This is a genomic window from Armatimonadota bacterium (genome assembly GCA_018268395.1).
Lineage (GTDB): Bacteria > Armatimonadota > Fimbriimonadia > Fimbriimonadales > Fimbriimonadaceae > JAEURO01.
Window position 1 is genome coordinate 568,701 of record JAFDWQ010000001.1, and the last position, 18,305, is coordinate 587,005.

General features: G+C 63.4%; 18 protein-coding genes. 11 read left to right on the forward strand and 7 right to left on the reverse strand.

Annotation, left to right across the window (positions count from 1 at the left end; genetic code table 11):
- Positions 1–111: 111 nt before the first annotated feature.
- Positions 112–801 carry a hypothetical protein gene (locus JST30_02520; GenBank protein MBS1713192.1) on the forward strand — a complete coding sequence of 230 codons (690 nt, stop codon included), beginning with the start codon at positions 112–114 and terminating at the stop codon, positions 799–801.
- Positions 798–2,537 (forward strand): exo-alpha-sialidase, encoded by a 1,740-nt coding sequence (locus JST30_02525; GenBank protein MBS1713193.1) that lies wholly within the window; start codon positions 798–800, stop codon positions 2,535–2,537. The genes JST30_02520 and JST30_02525 overlap by 4 nt, the downstream gene beginning before the upstream one ends.
- 62 nt (positions 2,538–2,599) lie before the next feature.
- Here JST30_02525 and JST30_02530 read toward each other — a convergent pair whose 3' ends face one another.
- Together JST30_02530 and JST30_02535 are read right to left on the reverse strand one after the other, a co-directional pair.
- The gene (locus tag JST30_02530; protein ID MBS1713194.1) at positions 2,600–3,208 is read right to left on the reverse strand and encodes a hypothetical protein; all 609 of its coding nucleotides are present in this window, start codon (positions 3,206–3,208) and stop codon (positions 2,600–2,602) included.
- Positions 3,209–3,251: 43 nt separating this feature from the next.
- Positions 3,252–3,755: a hypothetical protein gene (locus JST30_02535; protein ID MBS1713195.1), complete on the reverse strand. Its 504-nt coding sequence runs from the start codon at positions 3,753–3,755 to the stop codon at positions 3,252–3,254.
- 79 nt (positions 3,756–3,834) lie between these two features.
- Here JST30_02535 and JST30_02540 point away from each other — a divergent pair, with 79 nt between their 5' ends.
- The 3 genes from JST30_02540 (at position 3,835) to JST30_02550 (ending at position 7,779) form a co-directional block, all read left to right on the forward strand.
- On the forward strand, positions 3,835–4,995 hold the full coding sequence (locus JST30_02540; GenBank protein ID MBS1713196.1) for a homogentisate 1,2-dioxygenase: 1,161 nt from the start codon (positions 3,835–3,837) through the stop codon (positions 4,993–4,995).
- A gap of 80 nt (positions 4,996–5,075) precedes the next feature.
- Positions 5,076–7,010, forward strand: a complete 1,935-nt coding sequence (locus JST30_02545; protein ID MBS1713197.1) for an ABC transporter ATP-binding protein — start codon at positions 5,076–5,078, stop codon at positions 7,008–7,010.
- Positions 7,003–7,779, forward strand: a complete 777-nt coding sequence (locus tag JST30_02550; GenBank protein ID MBS1713198.1) for an ABC transporter ATP-binding protein — start codon at positions 7,003–7,005, stop codon at positions 7,777–7,779. Before JST30_02545 ends, JST30_02550 begins: the two co-directional genes overlap by 8 nt.
- On the opposite strand, the gene JST30_02555 is transcribed toward JST30_02550, so the two are convergent.
- Complete coding sequence (locus JST30_02555) at positions 7,776–8,204, reverse strand: hypothetical protein (GenBank protein MBS1713199.1); 429 nt, start codon at positions 8,202–8,204, stop codon at positions 7,776–7,778. The two genes, JST30_02550 and JST30_02555, sit on opposite strands and share 4 nt — an antisense overlap.
- A 60-nt stretch (positions 8,205–8,264) precedes the next feature.
- Between JST30_02555 and JST30_02560 the strand changes: the two genes are divergently transcribed.
- The 5 genes from JST30_02560 to JST30_02580 are packed head-to-tail and all read left to right on the forward strand — an operon-like array spanning position 8,265 to position 11,832.
- Positions 8,265–9,317: a glycosyltransferase family 4 protein gene (locus JST30_02560; GenBank protein MBS1713200.1), complete on the forward strand. Its 1,053-nt coding sequence runs from the start codon at positions 8,265–8,267 to the stop codon at positions 9,315–9,317.
- Positions 9,308–9,484, forward strand: coding sequence for a Trm112 family protein (locus tag JST30_02565; protein MBS1713201.1), 177 nt, complete (start codon positions 9,308–9,310; stop codon positions 9,482–9,484). Before JST30_02560 ends, JST30_02565 begins: the two co-directional genes overlap by 10 nt.
- Before the next feature lie 4 nt (positions 9,485–9,488).
- Positions 9,489–9,938 carry a type II 3-dehydroquinate dehydratase gene (gene aroQ / locus JST30_02570; protein ID MBS1713202.1) on the forward strand — a complete coding sequence of 150 codons (450 nt, stop codon included), beginning with the start codon at positions 9,489–9,491 and terminating at the stop codon, positions 9,936–9,938.
- Positions 9,935–11,002 carry an aminopeptidase P family protein gene (locus JST30_02575; GenBank protein ID MBS1713203.1) on the forward strand — a complete coding sequence of 356 codons (1,068 nt, stop codon included), beginning with the start codon at positions 9,935–9,937 and terminating at the stop codon, positions 11,000–11,002. The genes aroQ and JST30_02575 overlap by 4 nt, the downstream gene beginning before the upstream one ends.
- Complete coding sequence (locus JST30_02580; GenBank protein MBS1713204.1) at positions 10,999–11,832, forward strand: ATP-binding cassette domain-containing protein; 834 nt, start codon at positions 10,999–11,001, stop codon at positions 11,830–11,832. Before JST30_02575 ends, JST30_02580 begins: the two co-directional genes overlap by 4 nt.
- On the opposite strand, the gene selB is transcribed toward JST30_02580, so the two are convergent.
- The 3 genes from selB to JST30_02595 are packed head-to-tail and all read right to left on the reverse strand — an operon-like array spanning position 11,798 to position 15,023.
- On the reverse strand, positions 11,798–13,666 hold the full coding sequence (selB, locus tag JST30_02585) for a selenocysteine-specific translation elongation factor (protein ID MBS1713205.1): 1,869 nt from the start codon (positions 13,664–13,666) through the stop codon (positions 11,798–11,800). The genes JST30_02580 and selB overlap by 35 nt on opposite strands.
- Before the next feature lie 18 nt (positions 13,667–13,684).
- Positions 13,685–14,560: an isoaspartyl peptidase/L-asparaginase gene (locus JST30_02590; GenBank protein MBS1713206.1), complete on the reverse strand. Its 876-nt coding sequence runs from the start codon at positions 14,558–14,560 to the stop codon at positions 13,685–13,687.
- Positions 14,561–14,606: 46 nt separating this feature from the next.
- Positions 14,607–15,023 (reverse strand): hypothetical protein, encoded by a 417-nt coding sequence (locus tag JST30_02595; GenBank protein MBS1713207.1) that lies wholly within the window; start codon positions 15,021–15,023, stop codon positions 14,607–14,609.
- A 209-nt stretch (positions 15,024–15,232) separates the two neighbouring features.
- On the opposite strand from JST30_02595, the gene JST30_02600 reads away from it, so the two are divergent.
- On the forward strand, positions 15,233–16,648 hold the full coding sequence (locus tag JST30_02600) for a hypothetical protein (GenBank protein ID MBS1713208.1): 1,416 nt from the start codon (positions 15,233–15,235) through the stop codon (positions 16,646–16,648).
- A gap of 62 nt (positions 16,649–16,710) precedes the next feature.
- Here JST30_02600 and JST30_02605 read toward each other — a convergent pair whose 3' ends face one another.
- On the reverse strand, positions 16,711–18,240 hold the full coding sequence (locus JST30_02605) for a hypothetical protein (GenBank protein ID MBS1713209.1): 1,530 nt from the start codon (positions 18,238–18,240) through the stop codon (positions 16,711–16,713).
- Positions 18,241–18,305 lie beyond the last annotated feature (65 nt).

Genomic DNA, 18,305 nt, shown 5'->3' on the forward strand with positions numbered 1-18,305 from the left:
TCTCATAAGAAAACGGCCTACTCCCTGAAAAATGCAGGGCCATCTTAGCCGTCCGTCTCTCCATACTGGAACGTCGGGAGCTTGGCCCGCACATTGCATTCGGAGGAACATGTGAGAACACTTAGCTTGCTGTCCTCGTGCGCGGCGCTAGTCGCGGGAGCGGTCGTCATCGGCTGCAGTCCCTCGATCGCTGCGAGCGAGACTCAAGGAGGGGCCAAACCCCTCGTCAATCCCAAGGAAAAGCTCGAAGAACAGCGCATGGAACAGGCGACGGCCGGACTCGACCTCTCGGGTCCGACGGTCAAGGTTGTAGCGAAAGGGGTCACGCCGGACAAGGCGAGGGCCGCGAAACTAAGAGCCCTTGCCGATGCCGAACTGTCGTCCAGGAACGTGTGGTTCTTGGCGGTGGGAGCCTATCGTGACGCGGTCTTGGCCGATCCCGCCGACCCACGGCCCTATGTCGGGCTGGCGAAGGCTTTCCTGATCGAAAGCGAGACAGTCCCGGCCGAAAAGGCATTGCGCACGGCCGTGACCCTCGATCCCAAGGCGAAGGAGGCCCGGTTCATGCTCGGCACCCTCCGCCAAGGAGCCGCCGACTATGAAGGGGCCCTTGCCGAGTGGCGGACCCTGGCCGGCATCGATCCTGACTATCCTCAAGTGCTCGCACGGCTGGCCGTGGCAAGCTACTACACCGAAGACTACCGGTCTGCTTGGGGATACGTAGACCAGGCCGAAGCCAGGAAACAACCCGTACCGCCCCAGTTCAAATCCCTTCTGAAGGAGGCTGCACCCCGACCATGACCACGACCTCTAGACTCGCGATCGTGGGCCTAGCCTCGCTGGGCCTCGCTTTGAACGCTTTGGCCCAAGACCCGGTCGTCGGGCCTCAACTCCGCATGTCCGTCGACAATCTGAGCCGTAGCGGCAACGAGACCAGCGGATCGGCGTCGGCCAACGGACTTGAGATCATCGGCGGGTTCAACGATTATCGGACGGACGGCTCGATCAAGAGCAGCTTCGGCGTATCGAGCGACGGAGGGGCTTCTTGGGCCCATGTCCTTGTCCGACCGCCCGCTGCCCAGCAAAGTTCGGTCGAAGGCGACCCGATGGCCTGCTATGACGCACGGACGGGCACCCTCTTCGCCGGGGCCATGAGTTTCGCCGGAAACGGCGGGATCTACGTGGCCAAGAAGACGCCGGGATCGAACACCTTCGGCGCTTCGGTCATGGCGCGGACGTTCAGCGGCGTCGATAAAGGCTGGATGTGCGCGGGCCCGATCCCGGGTAACGCGAACACGACCCGCCTTTACATCGCCTACAACGAGGGGATCGTCTGGTCCGACAACCTCGGATCCACGTGGACGGCGCCCAAGAGCCTCGGCTCAGGCATTGGCTTCCTTCCCAGGATCGGCCCGAACGGCGAACTATACGTGACGTATTGGGATTTCGGCTTCGGGGTCATGTTCCGGCGGAGCATGGACGGAGGGGCGACGTGGAGCGCGGCCCAAACGGCCGCGACCCGTATGGACCAGTGGGGCATCGCGAACGGCCGCGTGCCGGGCAACTTCCGGACCCCTCAGTTGCACACGATGGCGGTCAACCCGGTCAACGGCGCGATCTCGATCGTGTACTTCGACACGACGAACACCCTAGGCACCAACAAGAACCTGGACCTCTATCTGGTCCGGTCGACGAACCAAGGATCGACGTGGTCCGCGCCCATAAGACTGCCGTATAGGCCGCTCACGACGGTAGGAGACATGATCTTCCCTTGGGCGGAGTACACCCGCGAGGGGCGTCTGAACATCCTGAGTTTCGACTCGTCCTACACGACCCAGAACGATGGGATCGCCCATGGTTTTTGGGATCAGATCTACGTGTACTCGGACGATGACGGTGCGACCTGGTCGAACAAGTTCCGGCTGACTCCGGCGTCCTTCGACAGTTACAACGACGGACGCGGGACGACGACGTCCTTCATGGGGGACTATAGCGGTCTCGGGTTCTCGGACCAACAGGTCTATCCGGTCTACCTGGATACGACTACGGCCCAAGCCGAGGTCTACACGAACACGGTCTACAATCCGATCGAAATCCCATCGGCTCTGACCATGTTCCGTGGTTCGCTCGTCAGTGGCGGACGGACGTCCTTGTTCTTGCACGAAGGGACATCGGCTGTTGGGAAGAAGGGCATCGTCGCCAACGCGAGCGAGGCCCCCATCCAGTTCGAGACGACCTATTCGGACGTGCCCGCGAACCCGAGTTCGTTGAAAGTCCACGTTTGGGCCTCGGTGAACACGGTAGGGCTCGAGCAAAGGATCCTCTTGCTCAATAAGAACACCGGACAGTGGGACCAAGTCGACGCTCGGCCCGCTACGACGTCGCCGTCGAACGCGTCGGTCACGGTCGCGAACCCGTCCGACTACGTGAACGGCACCGTGGTCAAGGCCCGACTGGCGTACAAGCAAGTCGGCGTGGTCGCGACCAACGCTTGGACGGCCACCGTCGACCAAGACGTGCTCCTCGCGATGCCCTGAACAATGCGGGCGCCCCGTCCTCCAACGGACGGGGCGCCGCAGTCAGCAGAGCGTCGAACCGATCAACCCGAGAACGAGCGTTCAAGGATCTTGACCGCGACCAGGCTGCTCGGGATCTCGGAATACTGTGCGACGCGCTCGATGCAACGGGCGTAGCTTCGTTCGGCCAGATCGTCCGTGATCGGTGTGGACAAAAGTGCCTCGACGATGATGTCGACCGCTTCCAAGAAGAACTTCGCCCGGTTCTGCGGTAGCGAGCGGTTCGGCGTTTCCGCATACTTGCGGCTCAGCTTTTCGTATACGCCGTCCCAAGACACGCCCGCCTTGAGTTCGGCCTTCGCCCGTGCCAGGGCCTGCTCGTTCAGCTTTCGCTTTTCGGCGTCCCGGATCTTTTCGGTCGTCCAGTCTTCGGCGGACGTCCCTTCGATGATTCGCAACGTTAACGGAGCGTCAAAGTGCCGCCCGACTTCGGTTTCGATGAGCCTTCTGGTCTGCGCCATGCGCAGGTGCCCCGCCAGTTCGTTCTCCGAGTGGGGCAGACCAAGGACGAGGTGCCCGTCTTCGATGACGATCGGTCGGGCCGCATTAAGGGCCGCCCAGACGCCGACGCCCGTCACGGCCTTGCGCAGATCAGGAAGGACTTCCGACCAAACCTCAGACAGCTCCGGCATTCCCGTGGATTATGGCCCGAAAGGGGTGCTCATGGACAGCCGTTCAACGGATCCAATGCGTCCGGTCGGCCGTGACGACGGGCTCGAAGGTCACAAGGCGGTCGCCGGAATACACCAGTGTCCCCGTCATCCCTTCGGCCAGCGTTCCAAGATGTGCGACGTCGGCCACGAGCTCGAGGGTGCCTGTAGGCGTCTGGAACCGGACGAACCGCTTCACCCCGTCGAAGACCCCTTCGTTCCAAACGGGTTCCTGCCTTTGGTTCAGGGCTGCGACGGACAGGACGTAAGCGCCGTGCTCGGTGCGTTCCACGGGTTTGGGCCACACGCCCCTGGCCCTCAGCAAACCGAAGACCAATCCGGCCGAGAACGTGAGGACCCCGGCGAGCGTCCCGTAGGAATAGAAGAACACGGCGACCGCGTCCGCCGGGAGCCCCCATGCCGAAAGTGCGATCCCAAGGATATGTCCGAAGCCGAGGCTGACCACGACGATGGTCATGCCAGTGACCAAGAGCCAGAGCACGGCCCTTTCGGAAATCGGTCGCTTCACTCAGGATCCTCCGTAGCCGTTGACGGGACTCGGGTCGATCGAGGTTCGCTGAATGTAGAATTCCGGACAGAGGTCAAAGATGCCCCGATACCACAGACTCGGCCACTTACCGGCGAAGAAGCACGTCCAGTTCCGAAAACCGGACGGCGGACTTTACGCCGAAGAGCTCTTCAGCACACATGGTTTCAGCGACATGATGTCGACGATGTACCACATCAACCTGCCGACGGACGTCGCGGGTTGGGAAGACATGGGGCCGGCGGCTCCGACGTACCTCAAGGACGAAGCGTTGCGGCACCGCCACCTCAAGACGGCGAAGATGAAACCGTGCGGAGACGCCATCTCCGGAAGGATCACGCTGATGGGTAACGCCGACTGTTCTTGGAGCCAGGCGCTGGTCGCCGAGCAGATGGATGACTTCTATAAGAACGCCGAAGCCGACGAAGTCCTGTTCGTCCACGACGGGTCAGGGATCCTCCATTCGAACTACGGTGACGTCCCGTTCAAGCCTGGCGACTACCTCGTGGTCCCCCGGGGAACGATCTGGAAGATCGCGTTCGACAAGCTTCCCGTACGGGTGCTGACGATCGAAAGCCACGGACCGATCCAGATCCCGAAGCGGTACCGGAACCAGTACGGGCAACTCGTCGAAGAAGCGCCCTATTCAGAGCGGGACATCCACCCTCCGGTGGAACTGCGGACGCACGACGAAGCCGGCGACTACTACGTGATCGTCAAGGCCCGTGGACGGCACACGAAATACCACTACCGGTTCCACCCGTTCGACATCGTCGGATGGGACGGATACGTCTATCCATGGTCGTTCAACATCAACGACTTCCAGCCCATCACGGGGCAGTTGCACCTACCGCCGCCGATCCATCAGACCTTCCAGGGCTGGAACTTCGTGATCTGCTCGTTCTGTCCGCGCGTCCTCGACTTCCATCCTGACGCCGTCGTCATCCCCTACAACCACTCGAACGTCGACTCGGACGAAGTGCTCTATTACTGCAACGACAAGTTCGGATCGCGGAAAGGGATCGAAGAGGGCTCGATCACCCTCCATCCGTTAGGGATCCCTCACGGGCCCCAGCCGGGAGCGGTCGAACGCTCTATCGGCGCGACGCACACCGAGGAACTTGCGGTCATGCTCGACACCTTCCATCCTCTTTGGCTGACGGAAGAGGCCCTGGCGATCGAAGACCCTGAATACTGGAAGAGCTGGAAGACCCACCCGTGATCCGTACCGTTCGGCCGGCCGGCCGACCGGACGGCATCCCACACCGGGACGCCGAGGTGACGTAAACTCGGCGTCCCTGCATGAGGCTCTTCCGCGCGTTCGACAGACGCATCGCGGCCGAACTCCGCTCACAAGCCCGGACGATCCGGAAAGGGCTGGTCTGCGTCGGCCTGACGAGCCTGTTGACCGCCGCGACCATTCCGCTGACCAAAGAGGCGATCCAAGCGATCGAGGACGCGGGGGCAAAGGTCGGATCGACGTTGAGCCCAGCCGCCGGCGAACGCCTCGGACGGCAACTTGGGCGACAGCCCGAGGAAGTGAGGGACCTCGTGGACAGGAGCGTCCGCGAAGCGAAAGCCGAAGAACGGCGCGCGTTCGCCGGTTCCGCTCCCGGCGCGTTGGCCCGCTTCTATTCGGCCGAACCGATCGACCGTCTCGGCATCGTCTGCCTGGCCGTCGTCCTGCTTTTCGGACTGAAGTACTTCTTGACCCGTGGCCAGTTCACGTATCTGAGCAAGGCTTCGGCGGCCCTTGCGAGCGAGCTCCGTCTCCGTCTGTTCACCAAACTGCTGAAACTGCCCGTTTCGACGTTGAACGAAAAACGGGCGGGGGCCTTGCAAAGCGTCCTGACGAACGACATCAACGTCTATCAGACCGCCGTCACGCTCATTCGCGACAGTATCGACGGCCCGGCGAAAGCCGTCTTCGCCCTGATCACGATCTTCGCCATCAATTGGCAACTCGCGCTCCTGGCCATGGCGTTCGTGCCCGTGATGGCATGGTTCGTCAACCGGAACGGGCGCCGGATGAAAGCGGCCCAGGCCCGTGTTCAAGACGACCTGGCCGACCTGACCGCCATGTCCCAAGAGGCTTTGAACGGCACCCGCGTGATCAAGGCGTTCGCCGCCGAGAACCGTGTCGCGGGCATCTTCCGGAGCCTCGTCCAAAAGCAGCTGGCGAGCCAGCTCAACGCGAACCGCCGGTTCGCTCAACTCCGGCCGATGGTCGAACTCATCGGCGCGGTGGCCCTGGCGTGCGTGCTTTACGTCTGCGGCCATATGGCCAAGCTCGGAACGCTCCAGATCGCGCAGATCGTCGCTCTGACCTTGGCCCTGGACGTGATCAACCAAGGGATGCGCAGCATCGCCAACGTCAACAACACCTATAACCAGGTCCAAGCTGCGGCCGACCGGATCTACGGCGAAATCCTCGACATCCCGGACGAACCGACCGGCGAGACCGGCGCCCGATTGGACGCCACGAAAGGCAGGCTGGTCTTCGAGGACGTGTCGTTCGAGTATCCGGACGGGACGAAGGCGCTGGAGGGGGTCAGCTTCGTCGTCGAGCCGGGCACCTCGTTGGCCCTCGTCGGGCCGAGCGGGGCGGGAAAGAGCACGATCGCCGACCTGACTCTGCGCTTCTATGACCCCAGTTCGGGCCGGATCACCTTGGACGGCACCGACGTCCGGGAGTTGGACGTCGCATGGTACCGGTCCCAGTTCGGCGTGGTCCCACAACAGACCTTCCTTTTCGCGGGGACGATCGCTGACAACCTCCGCCTTGGGACCGAAGACGCGAGCGACGACGATTTAAAACGGTCGGCCGAGCTTGCCCATGCCGATGGGTTCGTGTCCGCGACCCCTGACGGGTTTCAAACAGTGCTCGGAGAACGAGGCGTCCGATTGAGCGGCGGCGAGGGCCAGAGGCTGGCCATCGCAAGGGCCCTGGTGCGGGATCCGGCGATCCTTTTGCTCGACGAGGCGACGAGCAACCTGGACGCGGTGAGCGAACGGGCCGTGACCGCCGCCTTGGACGAACTGATGCACCGAAAGACGACCCTGTTCATTGCCCACCGTCTGACGACCGCGTCCCGGGCCGACAAGATCTTGGTCTTGCGTCGGGGCAAAGCCCTTGAATCCGGTACGCACGAGGACCTGATGGCCGCCGATGGGGTCTACGCATCGATGTTCCGGGCTTTCGCAGGATCGGACTTCGACGGTGACGGCCTTGGCTGAGGCGTTACTCAAGGCCGAGGGCTTGTGGCTCTCCTACGGACCGTTCGATGCCGTCAAAGGGGTCTCGATCGACGTGCGGACCAACGAGGTCGTCGCGTTGTTGGGGCCGAACGGGAGCGGGAAGTCCACATTGCTCCGGGGGCTCTGCGGACTCCACAGGCCCAAGGCCGGCCATGTCCGTGTCACAGGCGGAGAGCTCGATGCGATGCGCCCCGACGAAAGGGCCCGTTCCATAGCGTTCGTCCCCCAAAGCGAAGACCACGCCTTCGGGTTCACGGTCCGAGAGCTTGCCTTGATGGGGCGCTACGTCTGGTCCCGAGGCTTGTTCGAATCGGACTCGGACCGAAAGGTCGCGGAATCGGCCATGGCGGACACGGACTGCCTTCAGTTCGCCGACCGGCCTTTGACGACGCTGAGCGGAGGCGAGGCGCAACGGGCGCTCATCGCCAGAGCACTCGCCCAACAAGCTCCAGTCCTGCTCTGCGACGAACCGAACACCCACCTCGACCCCGGTCACCAGGCCCGGTCTGTCGGGTTGTTCCGGCGGTTGCGCACCGAAGGTCGAGGGATCTTGGTCACCTCGCACGACCTCAACTGGGCGTTCGCCGTGTGCGACCGCGCCGTGTTCTTGAAATGCGGAGAGGTCGTCTATGAAGGGACCCCGGAGGAGGCCGTCCAAGCCAAGGCGCACGAGGACGCCTTCGACACCACCTTCGACGAGGTGGACGTGAACGGTCGGACGTTCCTCGTCCCGCGCGAGCCGGACTAGCCTCGACTCCGGTTCATCTCTTCGGCACGTTTGGCCGACCGGGAGTCGCCGTCGTACCAATGGGTCGCCGTTCCCGAATCGTTGGGAGTCGGCTTGTAGCCGGAACTCTTCTCGACGAGGATCGTCGGCTCCTTGGCGTTTTCGAGGCTCGAAGCGTCAGGTGCGCCGGGTTCGAGAGCCTTATTGACCGACGGTTCGCCGGGTGCTCCGGCCGGGGTCGAGGACGAAAGTTTGCCCATCAGTTCGGAGGAGCTGCGCTTGCGGTCTTCGGCGGAGACTTCGTGCGACTTGAGTTCCTCTTGCTTGTGCTCTTCGGCGTGCGGGTCGCCACCCGTCGGCTGGGTCCTCGCGTTCCAGATGAAGACGCTGGCCAGTGCGACGATCACGATCCCGAAGAGGAGCGCCGGGGACTTTTTGTTCTGCATAATGGCTGTTCACCTATTCTGCACCATCGCTCCTTCCACGTTCGGACGGAGCCGACGAACATGGAACCCACCGTCGCTGTCGACGCCCGCCTCTTGACGCGGACCATGACCGGCGACACCTCCTACTGGAAGGGGCTCGTCAAGGCTCTGGTCGGACTCGGCGGAGGCGCGAAGTTGCTGCTGTATTCCAACAGCCCGCGACCGTCAGGAATTCCCTGGTTGGAAACGGTCGAATGGAAGCACCTTCCGGGCCGCGACCGATGGTGGAGCCTCTACAGGTTCCCGTTGGACGCCCGTAGGTCGGGAGCAAACGTCCTGCACACCCAGTACTTTCTCTCACCCTTGGCGCTGAACGGCGTGACGACCGTGCACGACGTCTCGTTCGCGATCGGCCCGGAATGGTTCCGACCTCGCGACCGTGTGCTCCTGAACAGCCAAGTCCCCGCTTCGATGAGGCGCGCGAAACGCGTGCTGGCCGTCTCGCAGACCACGAAAGACGACATCGCCCGCCTTTATCCGGACGTGGCCGCCAAAGTCAGGGTCACGCCGAACGCGGTGGGCGACAACGTCCGCCCGATGCCGGTCGAGGAGGCCAGGAAGCGGGTCGACGCGCTCGGGGCGCCCGAGACGTACGTTTTGACCGTCGGGACGCGCTGGCCGCGGAAGAACATGTCTCTCGCCATCGAGGCGGCCCTCTCGGCGGACGTCCCCGTCGTCGTCACGGGCAAGCCAGGTTTTGGGCCGGAACGGTCGGGCGCGGTCGTCACAGGCTACGTATCGGACGAGGACCTGACCGCCCTCTACCAGTGTGCTTCCTTGTACCTGGCCCCGGCCTTTCACGAGGGGTTCGGCATCCCTCTCCTCGAGGCGTTCTCCTGCTCGTGTCCGGTCCTGTGCTCGCCAGGAGGCGCCTTGCCTGAGGTCTCGGGCGGGGCAGCGTGCGTCGCACCCGACTTTGAGCCCGAGACATGGGCGGCCCTGATCCGGAGGCTCCTCGCCGATTCGAGTAAATTGGAGGAGATGCGGGCACGAGGGCGCGACAGGGTCAAAGACTTCAATTGGCGGTCGACGGCCCGGTTGACGCTCGATGCCTACCGCGAGGCTTGCGCTTGATCCCACCTGACCTTCTCGACATCCTCGCGTGTCCGCGTTGTGACGACCGGCCCAAGCTCGAGTTGAAGGAGGACAAGCTGGTCTGCCCTTCGTGCGGGTGCTCCTATCCCATCGTCGACGGCGTCCCTCACCTGTTGCCGGAAGACGCCGAGCCGCCGCGAGGCTGAAGCCATGGAACGCAAGAAAGTCCTCATCCTGCACGGGCCGAACCTGAACATGACCGGGTTCAGGGAGCCCGAACTGTACGGCAAGAAACCTCTGGCCGAGATCGACGAGGACATCCATCGTGCGGCCGGAGAGCTCGGGATGGAAGTCCGGGTGCTTCAAAGCAACCACGAAGGCGTCTTGATCGACACGGTGCAGGAGCACCGTCGATGGGCCGACGCCGTCGTCGTCAACCCTGGCGCTTTGACCCACTACTCGTACGCCCTCAGGGACGCCCTTGCCAGCGTGCGGTTGCCGATCATCGAAGTCCACTTGACGAACATCCATGCCCGTGAGGAGTTCCGCCGCCAGTCCGTGATCTCCCCGGTCTGCGTCGGGACCATCGCCGGGTTCGGCAGCAACAGCTATATCCTTGCCCTTCACGCCCTCAAGTCCACCGAAGTCGGAGCCATATGAACAACGTCCAACGATTGCAGACCCGTCTCGCCAAGTCGGGCGTACCCGCCCTCCTGATCAGCGACATTACCAACGTGCAATGGTTGACCGGGTTCACGGGGAGTTCGGGTTTCGTCGTGCTGACGCCGGAGACCGGCCGCTTCTTGACGGACAGCCGGTACACGATCCAAGCCGGGGAAGAGGTCTCGGACGTCCCGGTCCGGTCGTACGCTAGCCCGAAAAAGTTCACCGAGTTCCTTCGCGAGAACGTCGACGAACTCGGGGTGAAGACCTTGGCTTTCGAAAAGAGCGTCACGTACGGGACATGGGACGAGTGGCGACAGGCGTTGGACGGCATCGATTTGACGGCCGCTCCCGAAGTCCTCAAGCCTCTTCGGATGGTCAAGACCGCGGAAGAGGTCGCAAAGATCAAGAGGGCCTGTGCCCTCGCCGACGCTTGCCTCCATCACGTCGTGCCCCGCCTTCAGGCGGGCGTCACGGAATTCGATATCGGGCTCGAGATCGAGTTCTATTTCCGGCGGAACGGGGCCGAAGTCGGGTTCTCGCCGATCGTTGCGAGCGGACCGAACTCCGCCCGGCCGCACGCCAAGCCGAGTGAGCGCAAGTTCGAGCCGGGCGACTTCATCACGCTCGACATCGGGGCCAAGTTGGACGGTTACAACAGCGACATCACGAGGACGTTCGTGTTGGGCAAGGCGACCGACCGCCAAAAGGAGGTTTACAGCCAAGTGTTGAAATCCCAGATCGCGTCGATCGGCGCGCTCCGACCGGGCGCGACAGGCGTCGGGGTCGACGCGCTGGCCCGGAAAATCCTCGATGAGAAGGGATTGGCCCAGTACTTCGGACACGGTCTCGGACACGGCCTCGGTAAGGCCGTCCACGATTTGGGGGGCCTGAACACCCGGTCCGAGGACGCCATCGAGCCGGGGCAGGTTTGGACCGTGGAGCCGGGCGTCTACATCGAGGGTTTCGGCGGAGTCCGGATCGAAGACGACGTGCTCGTGACCACAGGCGAACCGGAAGTCCTGACGTCGTATCCGAAGAGCCTGATCGAACTCGGTTGAGCCCCACCTTTATCGTCAAGATCACGGATCTAGCGCTGTCACAAGGCGGGCGCTCCTTGAGCCTGACTCTCGGCTCTGGGGACGGCTTTGCGGTCATGGGGCCCTCAGGTAGCGGAAAGTTCCGGTTCATGGACGTCCTGCTCGGGCGTTCCAAGCCGACGTCCGGCAGTTTCCATTCTGTCTCCGCACCGGTCACGCCGAACGAACGGGAGCCCGGACGGCGCGTCACGCCCCAGGCCGCAGCCCGGAGCGTCGCCAAAGGTGCCTCCAGTTCCCGCTTGACCCAAGTCCTCAGCGGACTCGGTCTTTGGGACGCGCGCCATGTTCCGATCGTCCAGCTCGACACGGAGCAGCAAGCGGCGTGCGAGCTCTTGCCGGTCTTCTTGAAAGATTCCGAGTGGGCCGTGATCGACGGAGGGCTCGACCGCCTCGACCCTTGGTCGAGGAACAGCGCCTTAGGGCTCGTTCAGGAGGAGCGTGAACAAGGCCGGGTGTTCGTCATCGGAACGAACCTTTCGACCGTGGCCGAGTCGGTAGGGTCGGTCCTTTTCTTCTCAGGAGGCGAACCCGTGTTCGCAGGTTCCGTTTGGGAGGCGATGCGGGTCGTCCTTCCGACCGAGATCATCGTCGAAACAGACGACACCTCGACCGTCGCTTCGATGGTCGAGCCTTTCACCTTCTTCGTACAGCCGACGGAGGGCGGCCTCTTGATCCGTGCCGAAAAAGGCCAGGAACTGGCGGCGCGGCTCTTGACTCAAGGCTATGGGACTGTGAAGAGCATCCTTCTCAAGCAGCCTACGCTCCTTGAGGCCCTCGAGCATTTGGTGTGACGAACACCCGGACGTCTCCGCGCCGGACCGTCCATCCCTTGGCGTCGAAGTGCTCCAAGAGCGGGATCGCGTATTTGCGGGAGGTTCCGAGGGCCTCCTTGAATCCGCCGGCCGTAAACTCCTGACCTCCAAGGGAGCGTTGGGCCGAGTCCAGGACGTTCGCGAGGCCTTGCCGCGTGTAGACAAGTCCCTCCGCGACCCGGACGACCTCGCCTGCATCCAGACCGACCTGCATGATGCCGCTGACCGCTTGAGGCGGGACACCGACGGCTTGGGACAACACCATCGCATCGGGCACGTTGACCCCAGCCTCGTCGAGCAAGGTCTTGACCCTGTCCAGCAGTGATCGTTGTGGAGCACTCAGGACGGCTGTCCGCCCTTCGAGGCCGACCAGGGTGCCTGACACACGGACGGCTCCTTCGTGCTCGAGCCGGGCGACGATCCGGTCGAGCGGCTTACCTTTCCATGCAAGCGCTGCTTTCGCCACGACAGCCTCCCGAGGGACCAAGATGCGGGTCGGAGCCTCTTCATGCACGGCCCCCAGGGCTTTCAGAAACCTCGCCCGGGCCTCGTCCCATTCGTCGTTCCTGAACCAGAGGCCCGCAAAACCCTGGACCGCTCCAGCCGCCAAAAGGGCTTCGAAGACCGAACCCAGGGCCTGGGGCGTCTTCCCGACGACCCGACAGACGTCCTCGGTCGCAGCCCCTGCCGACCTTGAAGCGAGCGCGGCAAGGACGGCGTCTTCGTCGCTGCCCGTGCCGGTCCTGACGGCCGTCTCCGAACGACGTCGCTTGACGGCTTGTGGGACGATCACCGTTCCTCCCCCTAGGATCCGTTGCGGGCTGTAAGTCCGGACGATCACGGGCTGCCCCTTGACGGCGGCGAGGGGCCGGTCGGAACGGAACTGGGCGGACGCCGGATCCTGGTCGTTCAGGAACAGTCTGCCCACCGCTTCGTCCGCTCCGATCGACAGTCGCGCCCTCTGACCGTGCCGGGGCGGCTCGGCCCAGCGTACGTCGAGATCGAGGACGGTGGTGCTGAAAACGGTGCCTGGTCGTCCGGCGACCATGCCACGGACGAGGGTGTCCGACTTCGGCCCCGACAGGTTCAAGGCCGTCCGCTGGCCACTTTCGGCCTCGGAAACGTGGCGGTCGTGGCCCTGGATCTGTCGGATGCGAAGGGTCAAACCGCCTGGCTCGACCTGGGCTTCCTCGCCCTCCCGCACCCGTCCCCTCATCAGTGGGCCTGTCACGACCGTCCCGTGGCCCTTGACGGTGAACACCCTGTCCACAGGCAAGTACCAAGGCTGGTCGCCGTCAGACCTGGATTCCTCCAGGGACTCCTGAAGGGCCTGCTTGAGTCGCTGCAGGCCCTCCCCGGTCACCGCGGAAACGGTCACGACCTCGGCTTGAGCGAACCGGGTGCCGGCCAAAAGGTCGCGGACTTCTTCCAACGTGATGTCTCGGACGACAGGATCGGCAAGGTCGGCCCGGGTCACGGCGACGACCAGCCTTTCGACGGGCAGCAGTTCCAAGACTTGAAGGTGCTCCCGCGTTTGAGGCATGACCGATTCGTCGGCCGCGACGCAGAGCAGGGCGACGTTTACCCCAAGGGCTCCGACGAGCATGTTGGCGATGAACCGCTCGTGGCCGGGGACGTCGACGATCGAGACGCGCCCGATGTCCGGGAGTTCAAGGTAGGCGAATCCGACGTCGATCGTCATTCCCCGCCGCTTCTCTTCCGGCAAACGGTCCGCGTCGATCCCGGTCAGCGCCCGGATAAGACTCGTCTTGCCATGGTCGACGTGACCCGCGGTACCGATCAACTTGGCCATTTGGCCTTCTCCCTTCGGTTACAGCCCGGCGACGCCGGTGTATTCCCGGACGTCGATGCGCCCGTCCTGCCACGACCACAGATGGAAGACGCCCTTCGTCGTGCACGCCCCGATCCCGCCTTGTCGGTCGATCGCCAGGACGACACAGGCGATGTCGGCGCTTCTCGGCTGCCGCCTGAGCATATGGTGCACCGTCGCCTCGCACGCCTCCTGTGCGCTCGCTCCCGCCTGCATCGCTTGCGTCGTGCGGAAGGACGCGCACGCCTTCCACAGTTCTTCGCCCCACCCTGTCGCCCCGCAAGCGCCGGCTTCGTCGTCGGCGTAGATGCCTGCCCCGACGATCGGCGAGTCCCCAACGCGGCCCGGCTTTTTGAACGACCATCCGCTTGTCGAACTGGCGGCCGTGAACCGCCCGTCGTCCTCGCGCCCGAGCATCGTGACCGTGTCCCGGATGCTGTGGACGTATTCCGTCTGGACTTCAGGCGTCCGGAGCCATTCTTCATAGCGTCGGACGGCTTCGTCGGTCATCAAGTTTTGCGGGCGAAGTCCTTGCTCGATCGCGAACCGCCGGGCTTGCTCGCCCGCGATCATCACGTGAGGCGTACGTTCCATGACCCACCGGGCGACCGAGATCGCGGGCAGGATCCCCCTCATGGCGCAGACCGCCCCAGCCTTAAGAGTGCGGCCTTCCATAATGCTCGCATCGAGCTCGAGCTCGCCGTCCGAGTTCGGGAGCGACCCCCTTCCGATCGCGATGAAGGCCGGATCGTCCTCGACCGCGGTCAAGCCGGCCTCGATGCTGTCGAGCATGTTTCCGGTGGCTTCATACTTTGCGCCGGCGACTTCGACGGCGACCTTCCCTGGTTCGTTCCAGGTGGCGAGGATCGTGGGCATGTCCTCGGATTATGAGGGATCACGGGGTCTGGGGGACGGCCCCGGCTTACTCGCGCCGGGTCGCTTGCCGAGGTCCGAACAGTTCGGCGTTGGCCTGCGGTTTCAGGCTTTCAAGGAACTTCGCGACGGCCGTTTCCGCCTCGCTATCAAAAACGTGGCTTCCGTCTACGCTCCCTTGCCAGACGTTTTCGACGACCCAGTCGGGAACGGGCAGGTACACGATCCGTTCCGGGGCCGCGACAGTGACGGTCAAGACGGTCGCCGAGGAGGCGGTGTCACTGTAAATGAACTCGAACCGGGCTGCCTGAGGGCTGTAAACGGTCGCTCCCATCTGTGGCCTTCCTTTCGCTTTGGCCTCGGTGAGGACGTTCCGGTCGAACTCTCCCAGAGACGGTTCGAGGCCCTGGGAGAGCTCGTCGAAGAGCGTCCGCTTCCGGTCTGCGGCCCATCGGTTCAGGCTCATGGGACGAGCCTACTCCATGTCAGAAGGCTCCGATCCCCGTATCGTTGCCGGCCGGTAGGAACGCTGACGGTAACAGTACGGGATTATGGACTCTGCCGTCAGAAATACTGGGATTCCTTCCGGCGGAGTGCGGAACGCAGGTTCTGGGACGGGCTTGTGGGACGCAAGCCTCACCCTGTAAGGCAACGCAAGACTTCACGGAGGAAGACATGTCGTATAGGATCAACACCAATATCACCGCGATGACGGCTTTTCGGAGCTTGGGCTCCACGGGCAACGACCTGAACAAATCGATCAGCCGCCTGTCAACCGGTCTTCGGATCAATTCTGGCGCGGACGACCCTGCAGGCCTTATCGCCGTCGAGGGTTACCGCAAGCAGATCAGCGGTATGGAAGCCGCGCTTCGCAACAACCAGGACGCGATGAACTACGCCAAGACCGCCGACGGCGCCCTTGACGAAGTCAGCCGCCTTCTGCGGGACGCCCGCTCTCTGGCGGTCGCCAACGGTAACAGTTCGTTGGACGCGAACCAGAAGCAGGCCAACCAGACGCAGTTGAACAACATTCTTGCGTCCATCGACCGCATCTCGTCGAACACCGCGTTCGGCACCCGAAAGCTCTTGAACGGCGCCGCCGGCACCACCGGTACGGTCGCCAACACGACGAAGGTCTCCAGCGCCTATGTCGCCGGCACGATCGGCACGACGGCGATGACGAGCAACGGAACGCTCGACATCAACGTCACGACGGCTGCGCAGCAGGCGACGGTCGCCGGCACGAAGACCTATACGAACGGCACGACGCAGGCTCTGACCGCGGGCGGTACGTTCACGATCAACGGCACGCAGTTCACGGTCAACTCGGGCGACACCGTCCAGCAGGTCATGGACAAGATCAACGGTGCTGTCGGAACGACGGGCGTCCGCGCCACGTTCGGCAGCAACGTGATCAGCCTGACCTCGGAGAACTACGGCGATGATCAAACGATCAATCTGACCGACTCGGGGACGACGCTTCTCAGCGCTGCCGGCAGTTCGTCGGACGCTGGTGTCGACGCCGTCGCGACGGTCACCTACAACTATATGGTAGGTACGACCGCAACTACGGCAACGGCGAGCTTTACGAGCGGTAGCGGCCTCCAGTTGAAGGACACCAACGGCAACGTCATGAACCTGACGGTCTCCGGCGGTACGGCCACGGGTTCGACCACGGGCGTCGTGCAGGTCAACGCGGGTCAAAGCGCGTTCCAGCTCGGTGCGAACGGTGGCGACACGGCCTACCTGAACCTGAGCAACTTCAGCTCGACCGCCTTGAGCCTTGGCAGCCTGGACATCACGGGCTCCAGCGTCCAGACGGCGCTCGACTCGCTCGACTCGGCCATCAACACGGTCTCGACCTCTCGCGGGAACATCGGGTCGTTCATGAAGAACACGCTCGAATCCAACATGCGGGCGATGAGCGTCGCGAAGGAGAACCTCTCCGCCACCGAGTCCGACCTCGCCGATATCGACGTCGCTGAGGAAATGACCAACTATACGAAGCTGCAGATCCTGCAGCAGTCCGGCCTCTCGATGTTGGCGCAGGCCAACTCGGCTCCGCAGGCCGTTCTCTCGCTGCTCCGCTAACGCGGCTCAGCGGCAGACCTCTAAGAGCCCCGGGGACATCCCGGGGCTTCTTCGTTTTCGGATCAGTTGGCGCTCGGGACCAACACTTGGAGCGTGTATTCGGCCCGGGCTTTGGCCCCTGCTTTGAGCCTGGGGCTCCATGTCAGGACCGAGACCGGATTGGCCTGTCGAAGTCCGGCCGGCGTCTTCTTGACTTCGACCCCCGGACCGGCCGTCGCTTCGCCCGTCGCGGTCTTCACGACCTTCATCTGGACCTCTTTGCCCTTTCGGTTCGTGACCTCGATGACACCCTTGACCGTCACACGGTCGTACACGTTGCGGTTGCCGTTCTTGACCACGCCGACGACCCGGCCCGTCTCCTCCTCGGTCGTTTCAGCCGAGACGTCCAAGGCCTTGGTCACACGGACGGAGGTCTCCGCGTTCGGGGACGTGTAGTTCAGCATGTCTTGTCCGAGGACTTCTCCGTTCTTCACCGTGAGGACGGCGGCGGTCGTCAATGGTTGCCCGGACGTGTTCTTGAACTTCAAGGTGTGCCACACGTCCAAAGCCTCGGCATCGGCCCGCCATTCGCCAGAGCTCACGTATCCGTCGGGGATCTCGACGCGGTAGACGGGTTCGTACTCGGCCGTCGCCTTCAGCACGATGTAATAACCCCTTTCCCCTCGTTTCAGGGTGACCCCGGGCTGCTTGTAGAAGAAGAGGTCTTCGAGCTGTGTCCCGGTCGCTGACGGATCCGGTAGGAATTCGCCGCCTGCGCTTCCGGTCTCTCCCATCCGCGCGGCGTTCTGCGTCATCGCGTCCCGTCGGAAGTTCCGGTCGGTCGCTCCGTACATCAACGAGTTGACGAACTGGTCGACAGAGGCTCCGGATCCGAACGGGTCGGGAACGGCGATGAACCGGACGTTCGGAAAGCCGGTCACCAGGTTCACGGCGACCCCTTCAAGGTCGTTCAGGTCGTTCATCACCGTCGCCTTGGCGGTGAGGTCCAGTCTCTTGTCGTCGGAGATGTCGATCCGATAGGCGGGGACCCACGTCATGCCTCGTTGAAGGCTCGCGACATAGACCTTGCCGTCTCCTTGGCCCCGGATTTCGATCACCGTCCTGGTCGAGGACGCCGGGACTTTGTACGCGAGGGTTTCACCCCCGGCGACGATCCGGACGATGGACGACTTCATCAACGCCACGCGCTTTTCCCCTTCGCTCGCGAGGACGACCATGGGCCCGTCCGCGCTCAGGACCGTTCCCGTGACGAGAGGGTTCTGGCCCGGGTATGCCGGTGACGTCTCCAGCGTCAGGCGTTTTCCGACGTTGGCGGACAGCAGTTCGTCCCACGTGACCGCGTTCCGTTCGGACTTGGTCTCGATCGAACCCGTCCAAGCGCGCTCCAGCTTCACGCTTTCCGATGCACTGATCCAAAGCGTACCGAGCGAAGTGGACACAGGGGGCGTCACGACCGCCTTCCCGCTATTGAACGGCGCTTCCCGGACGACCACGGCATATCCGTTCTTGAACAGTGACGCGGCGACGATCTTCCCTTCATCGACTTCTTGGGCCTGTGTTACGGCCAGCAAACTCAACGTTCCCCAAATCATGGTTGCACTCCGACTTCATGGACGATCCGAGTCCAGAATCGATTCAAGCGCCGGGACGGAGTAGG

Coding starts and splice junctions, on each gene's coding strand:
- JST30_02555 (MBS1713199.1), bottom strand. CDS start 8,204: ATGCAGAACAAAAAGTCCCCGGCGCTCCTCTTCGGGATCGTGATCGTC.
- JST30_02575 (MBS1713203.1), top strand. CDS start 9,935: ATGAACAACGTCCAACGATTGCAGACCCGTCTCGCCAAGTCGGGCGTA.
- JST30_02525 (MBS1713193.1), top strand. CDS start 798: ATGACCACGACCTCTAGACTCGCGATCGTGGGCCTAGCCTCGCTGGGC.
- JST30_02545 (MBS1713197.1), top strand. CDS start 5,076: ATGAGGCTCTTCCGCGCGTTCGACAGACGCATCGCGGCCGAACTCCGC.
- JST30_02600 (MBS1713208.1), top strand. CDS start 15,233: ATGTCGTATAGGATCAACACCAATATCACCGCGATGACGGCTTTTCGG.
- selB (MBS1713205.1), bottom strand. CDS start 13,666: ATGGCCAAGTTGATCGGTACCGCGGGTCACGTCGACCATGGCAAGACG.
- aroQ (MBS1713202.1), top strand. CDS start 9,489: ATGGAACGCAAGAAAGTCCTCATCCTGCACGGGCCGAACCTGAACATG.
- JST30_02560 (MBS1713200.1), top strand. CDS start 8,265: ATGGAACCCACCGTCGCTGTCGACGCCCGCCTCTTGACGCGGACCATG.
- JST30_02540 (MBS1713196.1), top strand. CDS start 3,835: ATGCCCCGATACCACAGACTCGGCCACTTACCGGCGAAGAAGCACGTC.
- JST30_02530 (MBS1713194.1), bottom strand. CDS start 3,208: ATGCCGGAGCTGTCTGAGGTTTGGTCGGAAGTCCTTCCTGATCTGCGC.
- JST30_02590 (MBS1713206.1), bottom strand. CDS start 14,560: ATGCCCACGATCCTCGCCACCTGGAACGAACCAGGGAAGGTCGCCGTC.
- JST30_02595 (MBS1713207.1), bottom strand. CDS start 15,023: ATGAGCCTGAACCGATGGGCCGCAGACCGGAAGCGGACGCTCTTCGAC.
- JST30_02605 (MBS1713209.1), bottom strand. CDS start 18,240: ATGATTTGGGGAACGTTGAGTTTGCTGGCCGTAACACAGGCCCAAGAA.